Here is a 19,242-nt window from a genome sequence, read left to right on the forward strand (position 1 = left end):
GAAGGCGCCACCGCGGACGGTCGCGTCATTTTCCCCTCGGGCATAGCATCGAATTCACCGCGCATGTTCCGTGCCCGCCCGCCGCGCGTCCAAGTGCGTAAACCGCGCGGTTGGACACCGGTTGGACGGCTCGGAATCCAGTACCGGAAATGAGTACGGTCCTGAGGCGTTCCTGATGCGTTTCTGCCCGAGTGGAGTCGAGGAAACAGCCGACGCGGAACGCTCGGCTAGGGGGAAAGATGACCGGCAATGCTGCTCGCGCCCTGCCCTTGTTCGATTCCCAGGAAGGAATCTGGCTGGCGCAGCGGGTGGAAGGCTCCCGAAGGCTGTACAGCGTCGGACAGTACGTGGAAATAGCGGGGCCTCTCGACGAGCGGACATTGGAACGCGCGCTCCGGCACGTGGTCGCCGAAACGGAAATCCTGCGGGTGGGTTTCGCGGAGACAAACGCGCCGGACGGGACGGAGACGGGTGGCACAGGGGCGGCACAGATCGTGGCCCCCGAACCCCCGGAAGGAGATCTCCTCCACGTCGTGGACCTCGACGCCGGCGCCGACGTACGCGGCGCGGCCGAGGCATGGATGCGAACGATGTCGGGCCAGGGCACCTCCGCCTACGGCCTGTTCCGCCTCGCCCCCGACCGCCACGTCTGGTTGCAGAGCCACGACCACCTCCTGATGGACGTCTTCGGGTGCACGCTCGTGGCCCGTCGCGTCGCGCACGTCTACACGGCGATGCGGCGCGGGCAGGAGCCCGAGGCGCCGACACACGCCACACTCGCCGCGCTCCTGGAGCAGGAGGCCGCCTACCGCGCATCGGAGCACCACGAGGCCGATCGCCGTCACTGGCACGACCGCTTCGCCGACCGCCCCGAGCTGATCGGCGTTCCCGGCCACGCGTCGCCGTCCGCTGAACGCGCGCCCGAGGTCCTACGGGAGTCGGGGCACCTCCCGCCGTCCGCCGTCGCCGCGCTGCGTGCCACCGCCACGCGCGCCGGGGTGAGCTGGCCACGGCTCGTCGTCGCCGCGGTCGCGGCCTTCCTGGGCCGGACATCCGGAACGGCCGAGGCCGTCCTGAGCCTCCCGGTCGCCGGCCGCACGACCGACGAGGCACGACGCACCCCCTGCACCATGGCGAACATGCTCCCCCTGCGGCTGCCCGCGACCGCCGGAGCGAGCCTGGTCGAACTGGCGCGGGAGGCGGGGCGCGAGATCGGCGCCCTCCTCGACCACCAGCGATTCCGCGGCGAACGGCTGCGCCGCGAACTCGGCTGGCCGACGGGCGAGCGCTGGCACTTCGGCCCGTACGTCAACATCATGCCGATGGCCGGCGAGACCCTGTGGTTCGGCGACCAGAAGGGCACCGTCCGCGACCTGTCGACCCGGCGCGTCGAGGAGTTCGGCGTCCTGGTGAGCGGCTGGTCCGAGGACGAGGGAATGGAGATCGCCTTCGAGGCGAACCCCACGCGCTACGGCCGCGACTGGCTCCGGGCGACCCACCGCTCCTTCCTGACGTTCCTGGCGCGGGCCGTGGCCGACCCGTCGGTGCCGGTGGGGCGTATCGACGTCCTTGCGGCGGATGAGCGTTCGCGGGTGGTGGAGGGGTGGAACGCGGCGAGTCGTCGGCCGGTGCCGGTGGGTTCGGTCGTGGAGCGGTTCGAGGAGTGGGCGCGTCGGGTGCCGGGTGGGGTGGCGGTGCGGTGTGGTGATGTCGAGGTGTCGTACGGGGAGTTGGAGGAGCGGGCGAATCGTCTGGCCCGGTACCTCCGCGGTCTGGGGGTCGGTCGTGAGGCGCGGGTGGGTCTGTGCCTGCCGCGTGGGGTCGACATGGTGGTCGGCGAGTTGGCGGTGTGGAAGGCGGGCGGGGCGTTCGTGCCGTTGGACCCGGAGTATCCGGCGGACCGTCTGGGCTATGTGATCGCCGACAGCGGCGCGGATGTGGTGCTGGGTTCCGGTGAGTCGTTGGCCGAGGTGCCGGTGGGGGAGGCGCGTGTCGTCCTGCTGGACGATGCGGGGACGGTGGCGGCGCTGGTGGCCGAGTCCGCCGAGCGGCTGGACACGCGCATCCTGCCGGATCAACTGGCGTATGTGATCTATACGTCGGGGTCGACGGGCCGCCCGAAGGGTGTGGCCGTCGCCCACGGCGGGGTGGCGAATCTGGCCGAGGTGATGCGGCCCGCCCTCGGGGTCGCCGAGGGGGTGACCGTCCTCCAGTTCGCGTCGTTCAGCTTCGACGCGGCGGTCGTGGACGTGGTGGTGACGCTGGCGGGCGGCGGAACGCTGGCGATCGCGTCGAGCGAGGAACGGGCGGAGCCCGCCGCGCTGGCACGGATGATCGAGACGGCAGGTGTGAGTACGGCGAGTGTGGTGCCGTCGCTGTTGGGTGTGTTGGATCCGGCGACCGTTCCTGGTGTGCGCAACTGGGTGCTGGGTGCGGAGTTGCTGACGGCGGATCTGGCGAGTCGGTGGACCTCGCAGGCGCGGGTGTGGAACACGTATGGCCCGACCGAGGCGACGGTCATGGCGACCGTCGGACCGGTGGACGCGGGGATCGGGGCGGGCGACGAGGCACCGCCGATCGGTGGCCCGCTGGGCAACGTGCAGGTCTACGTCTTGGACGCGTCCCTGAGGCCCCTGCCGGTGGGAGCGACGGGTGAGGTGTATGTCGCGGGTCCTGGTGTGGCGCGGGGGTATGTGGGGCGCCCGGATCTGACGGCGGAGCGGTTCGTGGCCTGCCCGTTCGGTGGGGGCGGGCGGATGTACCGGACGGGTGACCTGGCCCGGTGGACCCTCGACGGGCAACTGCTGTTTGCCGGGCGGGCGGACGACCAGGTGAAGGTCCGCGGGTTCCGGGTGGAGCTGGGCGAGGTGGAGGCGGCGCTGGCCGGGTGTGCCGGGGTGCGGCAGGCGGCTGTGGTGGTGCGGGAGGACCGGCCTGGTGACCGGCGGCTCGTCGGCTACGTCGTGCCCGACACGGAACACCACCCGGACACCCGGGCGATCCGGGATCAAGTCTCGTCCCGCCTCCCGGAGTTCATGGTCCCGTCGGCCGTGCTCGTCGTCGAAGCGCTGCCGTTGACGGTGAACGGCAAGGTGAACCGGTCCGCCCTGCCCGCTCCCGACTCCGCGGGAACGGGTGTCGGCCGCGGTCCAGCGACACCGTTGGAGGACGTGCTCTGCGGGCTCTTCGCGGAGGTCCTCGGCCTGGAGCAGGTCGGTACGGACCTGTCCTTCTTCTCGTTGGGCGGGGACTCGCTGCTCGGCATGCGGCTGATCGCGCGGGTGCGGGCGGTGCTGGACGTGGAGGTGGGGATCGCCGGGCTGTTCGGCGCGCCGACGGTGGCCGGTCTTGCGGGGCTGATCGGTGAGGCGTCGGGTCGTGGCGCGGAGAGCCGGGCGGAGCTGGGGGCACGGGAGCGGCCGGATGTGGTGCCGTTGTCGTTCGCGCAGCAGCGGATGTGGTTTCTGAACCGCATGGAGGACTCGGTCCCGGGTGCCGCGGCGGCGTACAACTTGCCGCTGGCGCTGCGTATTTCGGGTCTGTTGGATGTGCCTGCCCTGGAGGCGGCTCTCGGCGATGTGGCGGACCGGCACGAGAGCCTGCGCACGGTCTTCCCGGAGGCGGGAGGTGTGCCGTGCCAGCAGGTGCTGCACGGAGTGGCCGGACGGCCGCGCCTGCGGACCGAGGAGTGTGAGGAGCGGGAAGCCGACCTGGTGCTGGCGGAGCACGCGGACGCCGGCTTCGACCTGCGAAGCGAACTGCCGTGGCGAGTACGCCTGTTGGTCTTGGCGCCGCAGGAGTTCGTACTCTCCGTCGTGGCGCACCATGTGGCGGTCGACGGGTGGTCGATGGGGGTGCTGGCGCGGGATCTGGAGGCCGCGTACGCGGCCCGCTGCGAGGGGCGGTCGCCCGGCTGGGACCCGCTGCCGGTCCAGTACGCGGACTACGCGCTCTGGCAGCGCGAGGTGCTCGGCGAACTCGACGACCCGGATGGCGTGCTCAGCGGCCAACTGGCCTACTGGCGCGACACGCTGACCGGTCTCCCGCAGGAACTGACACTGCCCGTGGACCGGGCACGGCCCGTCGTCCCCACCTTCGCGGGCCGACGAGCGCGCATCGAAACCGGCGCGGAGACGCATGCGCGGCTCGTGGAGGTGGCGGGTCGGGGCCGGGCGACGATGTTCATGGTCGTCCACGCGGCCGTCGGCGTGCTGCTGGCCCGCATGGGCGCGGGAGAGGACATTCCGCTGGGCACACCGGTCGCCGGACGTGGTGACGCGGCTCTGGAGGAATTGGCGGGCTTCTTCGTCAACACGCTGGTGCTGCGGACCGATCTGAGCGGCGACCCCACCTTTGCCGAGCTGCTGGAGCGGGTGCGGTCGACGGACCTGGCCGCGTACGCGCACCAGGACGTCCCCTTCGAGCGGCTCGTCGACGAGCTGAACCCGTCGCGGTCGGTGTCCCGCAATCCGTTGTTCCAGGTGATGCTGGCCCTGGAGAACGTGCCCGACCCGGAGTGGAGGCTGCCGGGCACGCAGGTGCGCTCGGCGTCGATGGTCGCGCCGGCGGCACGCTTCGATCTGGCGGTGACGTTCACCGAGCGTCGCGACGAGCGCGGCGCCCCGGCCGGGCTCGCGGGCGACATTCTGTTCGCGACGGACCTGTTCGACGACGGCACGGGCCGGGCGCTGGCCGAGCGTCTCGCACGCGTCCTGGAGCAGGTCGCGGAGGATCCGCAGATCCGGCTGAGCGATGTCGACGTCCTTGCGGCGGATGAGCGTTCGCGGGTGGTGGAGGGGTGGAACGCGGCGAGTCGTCGGCCGGTGCCGGTGGGTTCGGTCGTGGAGCGGTTCGAGGAGCGGGCGCGTCGGGTGCCGGGTGCGGTGGTGGTGCGGTGCGGTGATGTCGAGGTGTCGTACGGGGAGTTGGAGGAGCGGGCGAATCGTCTGGCCCGGCACCTCCGCGGTCTGGGGGTCGGTCGTGAGGCGCGGGTGGGTCTGTGCCTGCCGCGTGGGGTCGACATGGTGGTCGGCGAGTTGGCGGTGTGGAAGGCGGGCGGTGCGTTCGTGCCGCTGGACCCGGAGTATCCGGCGGACCGTCTGGGCTATGTGATCGCCGACAGCGGCGCGGATGTGGTGCTGGGTTCCGGAGGGACGCTGGCCGAGGTGCCGGTGGCGGCGCGGACCGTGCTGCTGGATGCGGTGGGGACCGTGGCGGCGCTGGCGTCGGAGTCGGCCGCACCGCTGGGCACGCGCATCCTGCCGGATCAACTGGCGTATGTGATCTATACGTCCGGGTCGACGGGCCGTCCCAAGGGTGTGGCCGTCGCACACGGCGGTGTCGTGAACCTGGCCGAAGCGATGCGGCCCGCGCTGGGGCTCGGCCCGGGTGTGGTGATGTTGCAGTTCGCGTCGTTCAGCTTCGACGCTGCGGTGCTGGACGTGGCGGCCACCTTGTCCGCCGGCGGGACCCTGGCGATCGCGTCGAGCGAGGAACGGGCGGAGCCCGCCGCGCTGGCGAAAATGATCCAGGCATCGGGCGTCAGCACGGCGAGTGTGGTGCCGTCACTGTTGGGTGTGTTGGATCCGGCGACCGTTCCTGGTGTGGAGAACTGGGTGCTGGGTGCGGAGTTGCTGACGGCGGATCTCGCCAGTCGGTGGACCTCGCAGGCGCGGGTGTGGAACACGTATGGCCCGACCGAGGCGACGGTCATGGCGACCGTCGGACCGGTGGACGCGGGAATGGACCCGGAGGACCAGCCGCCCCCGATCGGCAGCCCGCTGAGCAACGTCTCCATGTACGTGCTGGATGCCTTCTTGCGTCCGGTGGCGCCGGGTGTGGTCGGTGAGGTCTACATCGCCGGGGCCGGGTTGGCGCGGGGGTATGTGGGGCGCCCGGATCTGACGGCCGAGCGGTTCGTGGCCTGCCCGTTCGGCGAGGGCGGGCGGATGTACCGGACCGGGGACCTGGCCCGGTGGACCCTCGACGGGCAACTGCTGTTCGCGGGGCGGGCGGACGACCAGGTGAAGATCCGCGGGTTCCGGGTGGAGCTGGGCGAGGTCGAGGCGGCGCTGGCCGGGTGCGCCGGGGTGCGGCAGGCGGCTGTGGTGGTGCGGGAGGACCGCCCTGGTGACCGGCGGCTGGTCGGCTACGTGGTGGCCGAGGACGCGGACATAGATGTGTCGGTGATCAGGTCACACCTGAGCGGCGTGCTTCCGGAGTTCATGGTGCCGGCGGCCGTGCTCGTGCTGGATGTGTTGCCGTTGACGGTGAACGGGAAGCTGGACCGCTCGGCGTTGCCTGCGCCGGACTTCGCGATCGGGTCGTCCGGTCGGGAGCCGCGTACGCAGGTCGAGGAAATGCTGTGCGGGCTGTTCGCCGAGGTGCTCGGCCTCGAATGGGTCGGGGCGGAGGACGGTTTCTTCGATCTGGGTGGTGACTCGCTGCTGGCGATGCGGCTGATCTCGCGGGTCCGCGCGGTGCTGGACGTGGAGGTCGGAATCGCCGAACTGTTCGGCGCGCCGACGGTGGCCGGTCTTGCGGGGCTGATCGGTGAGACGAGTGCCGGTACCGAGGACCGGGTGGCGTTGCGGGTGTGGCAGCGGCCCGACGTGGTGCCGTTGTCGTTCGCACAGCAGCGCATGTGGTTCCTGAACCGGATGGAGGACTCGGTCCCGGGTGCCGCGGCGGCGTACAACCTGCCGCTGGCGCTGCGCATTTCGGGTCCGCTCGATGTGTCCGCTCTGACCACGGCTCTCGGCGATGTGGCGGACCGGCACGAGAGCCTGCGCACGGTCTTCCCGGAGGCGGGAGGTGTGCCGTGCCAGCAGGTGCTGCACGGAGAGGCGGGGCACCCGCGTCTCCGGACCGTCGAGGTGGGTGGGCGCCAGATCGACGACCTGCTGGCGGAGCACGAAGGTCTCGGCTTCGATCTGCGGTCGGATGTGCCGTGGCGGGCCTGGCTGTTGATGGTGGCTCCGGGTGAGTACGTGCTCTCGATGGTGGCGCACCATGTGGCCGTCGACGGGTGGTCGATGGGGGTGCTGGCGCGGGATCTGGAGACTGCGTACGCGGCCCGCTGCGAGGGGCGGTCGCCCGGCTGGGACCCGCTGCCGGTCCAGTACGCGGACTACGCGCTCTGGCAGCGCGAGGTACTCGGCGAACTCGACGACCCGGCCAGCCTCGTCAGCGGCCAACTCGCCCACTGGCGCGACGAGCTGACGGGCGTGCCACCGGAGCTGGCCCTGCCCGTGGACCGTACGCGGCCCGCGGTGCCGTCGTTCAAGGGGCATCTGGCGCCGTTGACGGCGGACGCGGACACACATGCGCGCCTCGTCGAGGTCGCGGGTCGCGGCCGGGCGACGATGTTCATGGTCGTCCACGCGGCCGTCGGCGTGCTGCTGGCCCGCATGGGAGCGGGAGAGGACATTCCGCTGGGCACACCGGTCGCCGGGCGAGGTGAGGCGGCCCTGGAGAACCTGGCGGGCTTCTTCGTCAACACGCTCGTCCTGCGGACCGACCTGAGCGGCGACCCCACCTTCGCCGAGCTGCTGGAACGCGTACGCGCCACGGACCTGGCCGCGTACGCGCACCAGGACGTCCCCTTCGAGCGGCTCGTCGACGAGCTGAACCCGGCCCGATCCGTGTCCCGCACGCCCCTGTTCCAGGTGATGCTCGCCCTCCAGAACGTCCCCGACCCGGAGTGGAAACTCGCCGGTGCGGAGGTGGGTTCGCTGCCGATGGTCGCGCCGGCGGCGCGCTTCGACCTGGCGGTGACGCTCACCGAGCGGCGCGACGAGCGCGGCGCCCCGGCCGGGGTCGACGGTGACGTCCTCGTCGCGGCGGACCTGTTCGACGAGGACACCGCCCACCTGCTCGCGGGGCGCCTGGTGCGCGTCCTTGAGCAGGTCGCCGCCGATCCGCGGATCCGGCTGAGCGACGTCGACGTCCTGACGGCCGACGAGCGCGCCCAGGTGGTGGAGCGGTGGAACGATACGGCGGTCGTCGGCCCGGACACGCTGGTGCCGAGGTCTTTCGAGGAGCGGGTGCGTCGGGCGCCGGGTGCGGTCGCGGTGCGGTGCGGCGATGTCGAGGTGTCGTACGGGGAGTTGGAGGAGCGGGCGAACCGTCTGGCCCGGCACCTGAGGGCGCTGGGGGTCGGTCGTGAATCGAGGGTGGGCCTGTGCCTGCCGCGCGGCGTCGACATGGTCCTGGGCGAGTTGGCGGTGTGGAAGGCGGGCGGCGCGTTCGTGCCGCTCGATCCCGAGTACCCCGCCGACCGGCTCGCGTACATGGTGGCCGACAGCGGCGCGCAGGTGGTCCTGGGCACCGCCGCGACCCTGGCCGACGTACCCGTCGGGGCGCGGACCGTGCTGCTGGATGCGGTGGGGACCGTGGCGGCGCTGGCGTCGGAGTCGGCCGCACCGCTGGGGACGCACATCCTGGCGCACCAACTGGCCTACGTGATCTATACGTCCGGGTCGACCGGCCGCCCGAAAGGTGTGGCCGTCGCGCACGGCGGTGTGGCGAATCTGGCCGGGGTGATGCGGCCCGCCCTCGGGGTCGCCGAGGGGGTGACCGTCCTCCAGTTCGCGTCGTTCAGCTTCGACGCGGCGGTGCTGGACGTGGCCGTCACCCTGGCCGCCGGCGGAACCCTGGCCATCGCGTCGAGCCAGGAGCGGGCGGAGCCCGCCGCGCTGGCGCGGATGATCGAGACGGCAGGTGTGAGTACGGCGAGTGTGGTGCCGTCCTTGCTGGGTGTGCTGGACCCGGCGTCTGTGCCGGGCATACGCAACTGGGTGCTCGGCGCCGAGCTCCTGACCGCCGACCTCGCAGCCCGCTGGACCTCGCAGGCGCGGGTGTGGAACACGTATGGCCCGACCGAGGCGACCGTCATGGCCACCGTCGGAGCGATAGACCCCGGCATCGGGTCGGGCGACGAGCCGCCGCCGATCGGGCGCCCGCTCGGGAACGTGAAGATGTACGTGCTGGATGCCTTCTTGCGTCCGGTGGCGCCGGGTGTGGTCGGTGAGGTCTACATCGCCGGGGCCGGGTTGGCGCGGGGGTATGTGGGGCGCCCGGATCTGACGGCGGAGCGGTTCGTGGCCTGCCCGTTCGGCGAGGGCGGGCGGATGTACCGGACCGGGGACCTGGCCCGGTGGACCCTCGACGGGGAGTTGCTGTTCGCGGGGCGGGCCGACGACCAGGTCAAGATCCGCGGGTTCCGGGTGGAGCTGGGCGAGGTCGAAGCGGTTCTCGCCTCGTGTGCCGGGGTGCGGCAGGCGGCTGTGGTGGTGCGGGAGGACCGCCGTGGTGACCGGCGGCTGGTCGGCTATGTGGTGGCCGAGGACGCGGACATGGACGTCATCGCGATCCGCTCTCAACTGGCGCGTGTACTGCCGGAGTTCATGGTGCCGGCGGCCGTGCTCGTGCTGGATGCGTTGCCGTTGACGGTGAACGGGAAGCTGGACCGCTCGGCGTTGCCTGCGCCGGACTTCGCGATCGGGTCGTCCGGTCGGGAGCCGCGTACGCAGGTCGAGGAAATGCTGTGCGGGCTGTTCGCCGAGGTGCTCGGCCTCGAATGGGTCGGGGCGGAGGACGGTTTCTTCGATCTGGGTGGTGACTCGCTGCTGGCGATGCGGCTGATCTCGCGGGTCCGCGCGGTGCTGGACGTGGAGGTGGGGATCGCCGGGCTGTTCGGCGCGCCGACGGTGGCCGGTCTTGCGGGGCTGATCGGTGAGACGAGTGCCGGTACCGAGGACCGGGTGGCGTTGCGCGTGTGGCAGCGGCCCGACGTGGTGCCGTTGTCGTTCGCGCAGCAGCGGATGTGGTTCCTGAACCGCATGGACGAGTCCGTCCCGGGCGCCGCCGCCGCGTACAACATGCCGCTGGCACTGCGCATCTCCGGCGTGCTGGACGTGGCCGCCCTGGAGGCGGCGCTCAGTGATGTGGCGGACCGGCACGAGAGCCTGCGCACGGTCTTCCCCGACATCGACGGCGTCCCGCACCAGCTGGTGCTTCGTGGCCGGGCGGGCCGCCCGCCCCTGACCATCGTGCAGACGGACGAGGCGCAGGTGGCGGAGGCCCTCGTCGAGGGGCTGAGCGGCGGCTTCGACCTGCGGGTGGACGTGCCGTGGCGCGTCTGGCTGCTGGTGACGGGGCCGGGGGAGTTCGTGCTGTCGGTCGTGGCGCACCATGTGGCGGTCGACGGGTGGTCGATGGGGGTGCTGGCGCGGGATCTGGAGGCTGCGTACGCGGCCCGGTGCGAGGGGCGTGAGCCGGGGTGGGGCCCGTTGCCGGTCCAGTACGCGGACTACGCGCTCTGGCAGCGCGAGGTGCTCGGTGAGCTGGACGACCCGGCCAGTCTCGTCAGCGGTCAACTCGCCTACTGGCGGGACGCGTTGCACGGGATCCCGCAGGAACTCACCCTGCCCGTGGACCGGGCGCGGCCCGTCGTCCCCACGTTCGAGGGGCGTCTGGTGCCGGTGGCGGCGGACGCGGAGACGCATGCGCGGCTCGTGGAGGTGGCGGGTCGGGGCCGGGCGACGATGTTCATGGTCGTGCACGCGGCGGTGGGTGTGTTGCTGGCGCGGATGGGTGCGGGCGAGGACATTCCTTTGGGCACGCCGGTCGCCGGGCGTGGTGACGCGGCTCTGGAGGAGTTGGCGGGCTTCTTCGTCAACACGTTGGTGCTGCGGACCGACCTGAGCGGTGATCCCACGTTTGCGGAGCTGTTGGAGCGGGTGCGGTCGACGGACCTGGCCGCGTACGCGCACCAGGACGTTCCCTTCGAGCGGCTCGTCGAGGAGCTGAACCCGTCGCGGTCGCTCTCCCGTACCCCTCTGTTCCAGGTGATGCTCGCCCTCCAGAACGTGCCCGAGGCCACGTGGGAACTGCCGGGCGTGCGGGTGAGTCCCGCGCCGCTGCCGTCGCGGCTCGCGGCCCGGTTCGACCTCGCCGTGTCCATGGTCGAGCGGCGCGACGCCCTCGGCGCGCCGGCCGGTCTCGACGGCGAGATCCTCTACGCCGCGGACCTGTTCGACGAGGACACCGCCCGTATGCTCGGGCGGCGCCTGGCGCGCGTTCTTGAGCAGGTCGCCGCCGATCCGCAGGTCCGGCTGAGCGACGTCGACGTCCTGACGGCCGACGAGCGTGCCCAGGTGGTCGAGCGGTGGAACGACTCGGCCGTCCCGGTGGAGCCCTCCTCCGTCGTCGACCTCTTCGAGCGGCAGGCGGCACGCACGCCGCACGCCGTGGCGGTCGAAACCGCTGAACAAGACGAACAAGATGAACGCGGCGAGCACGGCGAGCCCGGCGAACGCGGCGAACGTGGCGAGCCCGGCGAACAGAGTGAACGCGCCCTCACCTACGCAGAGTTGTCCTCGGAGGCGGCACGGCTGGCGCGGTACCTCGTCGACGCGGGCGTGGGACCGGAGTGCCGGGTCGCCGTCGTGGTGGAACGGTCCGTGGCCCTGGTGGTGGCGCTCGTCGCGGTCTCCATGGCCGGCGGCGTGTTCGTCCCGGTGGACCCGGAGTACCCGGCGGACCGGGTGGCGCACCTGCTGGAGGACTCCGATCCGGCGGTGGTGCTCCGCACCGCGGGGACCGGTCCCACGACCGAGGCGCCGGGACGCCGGACGCGCCGCACCGTCGTCCTGGACGACCCCGCGGTGGTGCGCGAGATCGCGGCGTACGCGGCCGGCCCCCTGAGCCCCGAGGAGCGCCGCGCGCCCCTCGCGCCCGGCAACGCCGCGTACGTCATCTACACCTCCGGCTCGACCGGCACCCCCAAGGGTGTCGCCGTGCCCCACCACGGGCTGCGCAACGTCGTCGAGGACAACCTCCGCAGGTACGGACTCGACGAGGACAGCCGCGTCCTCCAACTCGTCTCGCCCAGCTTCGACGTCTCCATGGCGGACATCTGGCCCACGCTGTGCGCGGGCGCGCGGCTCGTCCTGGCGCCCGCGAAACTGGACGCCTCCGGCGACGAGCTGAGCCGGCTGATGCGGGCGCGGCGCGTCACCCACCTGGCGACGACGCCGACCCATCTGCTCCAGATGGACGCGGAGGACGTCCCCGACCTGCGGCTGCTGATCATCGGCGGCGAGCCCATGCCGCCCGAGGCACGCCGCCGCTGGCAGCGGGGCCGGGCCATGTTCAACCAGTACGGCGTCACCGAGGCGGCGATCATCTCCACCGTCAGCGCGATCCGGCGCGAGAGCGACGGCGCGACACCGATCGGCGGTCCGATCGCCAATACCCGGGTGTACGCGCTGGACGCGGCCCTGCGGCCGGTGCCGGTCGGGGTGCCGGGCGAGCTGTACGTCGCCGGGGCCGGACTCGCGCGCGGCTACCTGGGGCGGGCGGGGCTGTCGGCGGAGCGGTTCGTGGCCAGCCCGTTCGGCGCGGGCGAGCGCATGTACCGCACCGGCGACGTCGTGCGGTGGACCGGCGCGGGCGAACTGGTCTTCGCGGGGCGCGCCGACCACCAGATGAAGGTCCGCGGACACCGGATCGAGCCCGGCGAGGTCGAGGCCGCCCTCGCGGGCTGCCCCGGTGTGCGCGAGGCCGTGGTGATGGTGCGCGAGGACCGGCCGGGCGAGCACCGCCTGATCGGCTACGTTGCCGCCGACCCGGCGACGGTGGACGGCCGGACGGTGCGGGCGCACGTCGCCGGTCTGCTGCCCGAGCACATGGTGCCGACGGCGGTCCTGGTCCTGGCCGCGCTGCCGCTCACCGCCAACGGCAAACTCGACCGGGCCGCCCTGCCCGCCCCCGACTTCGCCGAACGGGTCTCGGGCCGGGCGCCGCGCACGGAGACCGAGCGCATCCTGTGCGATCTGTTCGCCCAGATGCTGGGCCTCGAACGGGTCGGCGCCGACGACGGCTTCTTCGAGCTGGGCGGCGATTCGATCAGCTCCATGCAACTGGTCTCGCGGGCACGCCGGGCGGGACTGGTCATGACGCCGCGACACGTGTTCGAGGAGAAGACCCCCGAGCGTCTGGCGGCCGTCGTGGAGGCCGCGGGGGCGGCGGGACGCGCCGCCGACGTCACGGACGTGGGTGTGGGCGAGGTGCCCTGGACGCCGGTGATGCGGGCGTTCGGCGAACGGGCCACGGGCGCGCGCTTCGCCCAGTGGATGACCGTCGGCGCACCGGCCGGGCTCGGCCTCGACGTGCTGACGGCGGGCCTCGCCGCGCTGCTCGACACCCACGACATGCTGCGGGCCCGGACCGTGCCGGGCGAGCCGAGGCTGATCGTCGGGGAGCGGGGCACGCCGGACGCCGGTGCCCTGGTCGCGCGCGTGGACGCGCAGGCCGTGGACGCGCACGCCATGGCTGCGGACGCCGCGCTCGACGAGATCGCGGGACGCGCCGCGCACGAGGCGGCCCGGCTGCTCGATCCCGCGTCCGGCGTCATGGCGCGGGCGGTGTGGATCGACGCGGGACCCGCGCGCACGGGCCGGGTCGTCCTGGTGGTGCACCACTTGGTCGTGGACGGGGTGTCCTGGCGGGTGCTGCTCCCCGACCTCCAGGCGGCCTGCGAGGCGGCGGCGGCCGGACGCGCGCCGGCGCTCGACCCGGTGGGGACGTCGTTCCGGCGCTGGGCGCACCTGCTCGCAGGACAGGCCCACCAGGAGAGCCGGATCGCCGAGCTGGAGGGCTGGACTGAACTCCTGGGGCAGGCCCAACCCCTCCTGGGCAAGCGGATGTTGGACCCTCTGGTGGACACGGCGGAGTCGCTGCGCCGCCGCTCGTGGACGCTGCCGCCCGAGCAGGCGGCCACCCTGGTGGGCCGCACCCCCGGCGTCTTCCACTGCGGCGTGCGCGAGGTGTTGCTCGCCACCCTGGCGGGCGCCGTCGCGAACTGGCGGCCGGAGACCGCAGGGGGACTCCTGGTCGAGGTCGAGGGGCACGGCCGCGAGCCGCTGGAGGGCGTGGACCTGTCGCGCACCGTCGGCTGGTTCACCGGCGTGCACCCGGTCCGGCTGGCGGTGACCGGCGCCGACCTGGACGACGCTATGGCGGGCGGCCCGGCGGCGGGTACGTTGGTGAAGGCCGTCAAGGAGCAGGTCCGGGCCGTGCCCGGCGACGGCCTCGGCCATGAACTGCTCCGCCGGCTCAACGCCGGGACCGGCCCCGTCCTCGCGGCCGCCCCGGCCGCGCAGATCGGCTTCAACTACCTCGGCCGGTTCGCCGCGGGCACGGCCACGGGCACCGTCGACGCATGGCAGCTCGCGGGGGCGGCGGCGGTCGGCGGCTCCACCGAACCGGACCTGCCCGCGATGCACGTCGTGGAAGGGCTCTCGGTGGTCCGGGACACTCCGGACGGACCCGAACTGACCCTCACCCTGAGCTGGCCGCGACGGCTCCTGGACGAGGCGGACGTGGTGCGTCTCGGCCGGGCCTGGGTGCGGATGCTGGACGGCCTCGCCGCACACACCGACGAGCCCGCGGCCGGCGGCCACACCCCGTCCGACTTCCATCTCCTCGACCTTGAACAGGACGAGGTCGACCAGTTCGAAGCGCTGGCAGCCAAGCTAGAGGAGGGCCTGTCCCGGTGAAGTCATCAACCTCCGCCCACGAGGCGACCCGACCGGCCCCGGGCCGCGGCCCGGCCCGGGGATCGGCCCTGGCCGGAGTGTGGCCGCTGTCGCCGCTCCAGGAAGGCCTCCTCTTCCACGCCGACTTCGACGACCGCGGCCCCGACGTCTACGCCGTGCAGTTCACCCTGGACATCGAGGGCCCGGTGGACGCCGACCGGCTGCGGACGTCCTGGGACGCGCTCCTCGACCGGCACGCGGCGCTGCGGGCCAGCTTCCACCGCAGGAAGTCCGGCGAGGCCGTGCAGCTCATCACCCGGAACGTCACCGTGCCCTGGCGCGAGGCCGACCTCCGCGCGCACACCGAACCCGAACGGCTCGACCGCGCAGATGAGTTGGCCGAGCAGGAGCGGGCGGAGCGGCTCGACCCGGCGGTCCCGCCGCTGCTGCGCCTCCTGCTGATCCGGCTCGGCACACGCCGGTACCGACTCGTCGTCACGGCGCACCACCTCCTGATGGACGGCTGGTCGATGCCGGTCCTCCTGAACGAACTCTCCGACGTGTACGCGGCGGGCGGCGACGCCTCCGTCCTCAAGAGGGCCGCCTCGTACGGGGACTACCTGCTGTGGCTGGGCCGCCAGGACAAGGAAGCGGCGCGCGAGGCGTGGCGGGCGGAGCTGGCCGGCGCGGACGAGCCGACGCTCATGGCGCCGACCGCCTCCTCCGGCACCCCGGTGCTGCCGGAGGAGACCGTGGTGCGGCTCCCGCAGGACACCACCCGGGCCCTGGTGAAGCTGGCCCGCGCCCAGGGCCTGACGGTGAACACCGTCGTGCAGGGCGCGTGGGCCCTGGTCCTCGCCCGCCTGGCCGGACGCACCGACGTGGTGTTCGGCGCGACCGTCGCGGGACGGCCCGCCGAACTGCCGGGCGTGGAATCGATGGTGGGGCTGCTCATCAACACGCTGCCGGTACGGGTCCGCCTCGACGGCGGACAGCCGGTCGCGGAGCTGCTCGCGCGGCTCCAGGAGCGCCAGTCCGCGCTGATCGCCCACCAGCACCTCGGGCTCTCCGAGATCCAGCGGCTCGCGGGCCCCGGCGCCGTCTTCGACACGCTCGTCGTCTACGAGAACTACCCCGCCCCGCCCCAGGAGCCGACCGCCCCCGACACCCCCGCCTTCGTCGTCTCACCCGGCTACCAGGCCACCAACTACCCCCTGACCCTCGGCGTCCTCCTCACCGACCGCCTCCACGTGCGCGCCACGTACCGCCCCGACCTGTTCGACCGTCAGGAGATCTCCGCGCTGACGCAGCGGCTCCTGCGGGTCCTGGAGCAGATGGTCGGGGATCCGTCGGTGCCGGTGGGGCGGATCGATGTGGTGGGTGGGGGTGAGCGTGCGTCGGTGGTGTCGGCGTGGAACGCGACGGCGGCGCCGGTGCCGGGTGTCTCGGTGCCGGAGCTGTTCGCGTCCCAGGTGAGGCGGGCGCCCGACGCAACGGCGATCGTCGAGGGCGAACGCACCCTTTCCTATGCCGAGTTGGCTGCCGCGTCGGGTCGTTTCGCCGCGTATCTGACGGGCCTCGGGGTGGGCCGGGGTGATCGTGTCGCGGTGCTGATGGAGCGGTCGGCGGATCTGCTGGTCGCGCTGTTGGGGGTGTGGCAGGCGGGCGCGGCCTACGTTCCCGTGGACCCCGAGTACCCGGCGGAGCGAGTGGCGCTTCTGCTGGGGGACTCCGACCCGGCGGCGGTCGTGTGCACGCGGGCGACGCGCGAGTCGGTCCCGAAGGACACGGCGGCCCGGCTCGTCGTACTGGACGAGGCGGACGTGACGGCGGCGATCGCCGGGCAGCGCGCCCCGGAGGCCGACGCCCCGGTGGGCGCGCAGGACCTGGCGTACGTGATGTACACGTCCGGGTCGACGGGTGTCCCCAAGGGAGTGATGGTGCCGCACGGAGGTGTGGCTGCCCTCGTGGGCGAGTCCGGCTGGTCCGTCGGCCCCGGCGACGCCGTCCTGATGCACGCCCCGCACGCCTTCGACGTCACGCTCTTCGAGGTGTGGGTGCCGCTCGTGTCCGGCGGCCGTGTGGTGATCGCCGGGCCCGGCGCGGTGGACGCGCGGCGGATGCGGGAGGCGATCGCCGCGGGTGTGACGGCGGCACACGTCACGGCGGGCATGTTCCGGGTGCTCGCGGAGGAGTCCCCGGAGTGCTTCACCGGCCTTCGTGAGGTCCTGACCGGCGGTGACGTGGTGCCGGCCGGGGCGGTGGCACGGGTGCGGGAGGTGTGCCCCGAGGTCACGGTCCGGCACCTGTACGGGCCGACCGAAGTCACGCTCGCCGCCACCCGGTACCTGCTCCCGGTGGGTGTGAGCGGCCCGCAGGTGCTGCCCATCGGGCGCCCCCTGGACAACCGGCAGGCGTACGTCCTGGACGCGTTCCTGCGGCCCGTGCCACCCGGTGCGACGGGAGAGCTGTACCTCGCCGGTGCCGGACTGGCGCGCGGCTATCTGGGGCGGGCGGAACCGACCGCGGAACGCTTCGTGGCCTGCCCGTTCGACGACGGCGGCCGCATGTACCGCACCGGGGACCTGACCCGCTGGACACCCGACGGCGAGATCCTGTTCGTGGGACGGGCCGACGAACAGGTCAAGATCCGAGGCTTCCGCGTGGAGCCGGGCGAGATCGAGGCGGTCCTCGCCGCGCACGAGTCCGTCGGACAGGCCGTGGTGCTGGCCCGCCAGGACGGCCCGGGCGACAAGCGCCTGGTCGCGTACGTCGTCGCGGCGGCCGAACGCGACGTGGATACGGACGAGTTGCGTGCGTACGTCGCCGAGCGGCTGCCCGATTACATGGTCCCTGCGGCCGTCCTCGCCCTGGACACGCTGCCGCTGACCGTCAACGGCAAGGTGGACCGGGCCGCGCTGCCCGCCCCCGACTTCGCCGGACGGGTCTCGGGCCGGGAACCGGGCACCGACACCGAGCGGATCCTGTGCGACGTGTTCGCCGAGGTGCTCGGTCTGGAACGGGTCGGCGTCGAGGACGGCTTCTTCGAACTGGGCGGCGACTCGATCAGCTCCATGCAACTGGTCTCACGGGCCCGTCGTGCCGGGCTCGTGGTGACGCCCCGGCAGGTCTTCGACGAGAAGACCCCCGAGCGCCTCGCGCAGGTCGTGGCGGCGGACGGGCCGCGGACCGCGCCGGCCGACGTCGGTGTCGGCGTGGTCCCCTGGACGCCCGTGATGCGGGCGCTGGGCGAGTGGGCGGCGCGCCCCGGGTTCGCGCAGTGGGTGATCGTCGGCGCACCGGCCGGCCTGGGGCTCGACGTCCTGGCGGTCGGTCTGGGCGCGGTGCTCGACACGCACGACATGCTGCGGGCCCGCACGGTCCCCGACGAGCCGAAGCTGATCGTCGGCGAGCGGGGATCCGTGGACGCCGCGCGCCTGGTCCGACGGGTGGACGCGGCGGACATCGGCGCCGACGGCGTGGAGGCGGTCGCGCGTGAGGCCGCGGAGCGCCTCGCCCCGGCCGCCGGGGTGATGGTGCAGGCGGTGTGGGTCGACGCCGGGCCCGACCGCATCGGCCGACTGGTCGTCGTGGCACACCACTTGGTGGTGGACGGGGTGTCCTGGCGGGTGCTGGTGCCGGACCTGCGGGCGGCCTGCGAGGCGGCTGCCGAAGGGCGTGCGCCGGAGCTGGAGCCGGTCGGGACGTCGTTCCGCCGCTGGGCGGAGCTGCTGGCGACCCAGGCCGTGGGCGAGCGGCGGGGCGCCGAGCTGAACGAGTGGCTCGCCCTCCTGGGGACGGAGCAAACTCCGCTCGCAGTCCGGGAGTTGGACCCCGCCATCGACACCGTACGAAGCCTGCGCCGCCGCTCGTGGACCGTACCGGCGGAGCAGGCCGAGACGCTGCTGACCCGTACCACCGTCGCGTTCCACTGCGGCATGGACGACGTGCTGCTGGCCGCCCTGGCGGGCGCCGTCACATCATGGCGGCCGGACGCCGCGACCGGGATCCTGGTCGACATCGAGGGACACGGCCGCGAGCCGCTGGACGGCGTGGAACTCTCCCGCACGGTCGGCTGGTTCACCAGCTCCCACCCCGTACGGCTGAGCACGGCGGGCGTGGACCCGGCGGAGGTCCGGGCCGGCGGGCCGGCCGCCGGAGAGCTGCTCAAAGCGACCAAGGAGCAGGTGCGCGCGGTCCCCGGCGACGGACTCGGCCACGCACTCCTGCGCCACCTCAACCCCGACACGGCCCCGGCCCTGGGCGCCCGGCCGTCCGCGCGGATCGGCTTCACCTACCTGGGACGGTTCGCCGCGGACGCGGCGGAGGGGCGGTCCGGCGGCCCCTGGCAGATGGCCGGCGGCAACGCCATCGGCGGGTCGACCGACCCGGGCACGCCCCTGCGCCACCTGCTGGACGTCGGAGCGATGGTCCGGGACACCCCGGACGGGCCCGAACTGACGCTCACGCTGCACTGGCCCGCCCCCCTGGTGCCGGACACGGAGGCCGAACGGCTCGGGCGGGCCTGGGCGGAGATGCTCCACGGCCTCGCGGACCACACCACCGCGCCCGCGTCGGGCGGACACACGCCCTCCGACTTCCCGCTCCTCGACCTCGCCCAGGACGAAGTCGATGAATTCGACCGACTCGACTGACATGGCCATCCGCCACGAACCGGCACACCGCCGCCCTGAGGAGA

The 19,242-nt window shown here is 73.0% G+C and carries 2 protein-coding genes; both read left to right on the top strand.

Translation table 11 applies throughout. The features are described from left to right. The first annotated feature begins 239 nt into the window (after window positions 1-239). Complete coding sequence (locus AB0L89_RS06105; protein WP_365135025.1) at window positions 240-14,564, top strand: amino acid adenylation domain-containing protein; 14,325 nt, start codon at window positions 240-242, stop codon at window positions 14,562-14,564. Next, window positions 14,561-19,198 carry an amino acid adenylation domain-containing protein gene (locus tag AB0L89_RS06110; protein ID WP_365135028.1) on the top strand — a complete coding sequence of 1,546 codons (4,638 nt, stop codon included), beginning with the start codon at window positions 14,561-14,563 and terminating at the stop codon, window positions 19,196-19,198. Before AB0L89_RS06105 ends, AB0L89_RS06110 begins: the two co-directional genes overlap by 4 nt. Window positions 19,199-19,242: the final 44 nt, after the last annotated feature.

It is taken from the genome of Streptomyces sp. NPDC052114 (assembly GCF_040680155.1).
GTDB lineage: Bacteria > Actinomycetota > Actinomycetes > Streptomycetales > Streptomycetaceae > Streptomyces.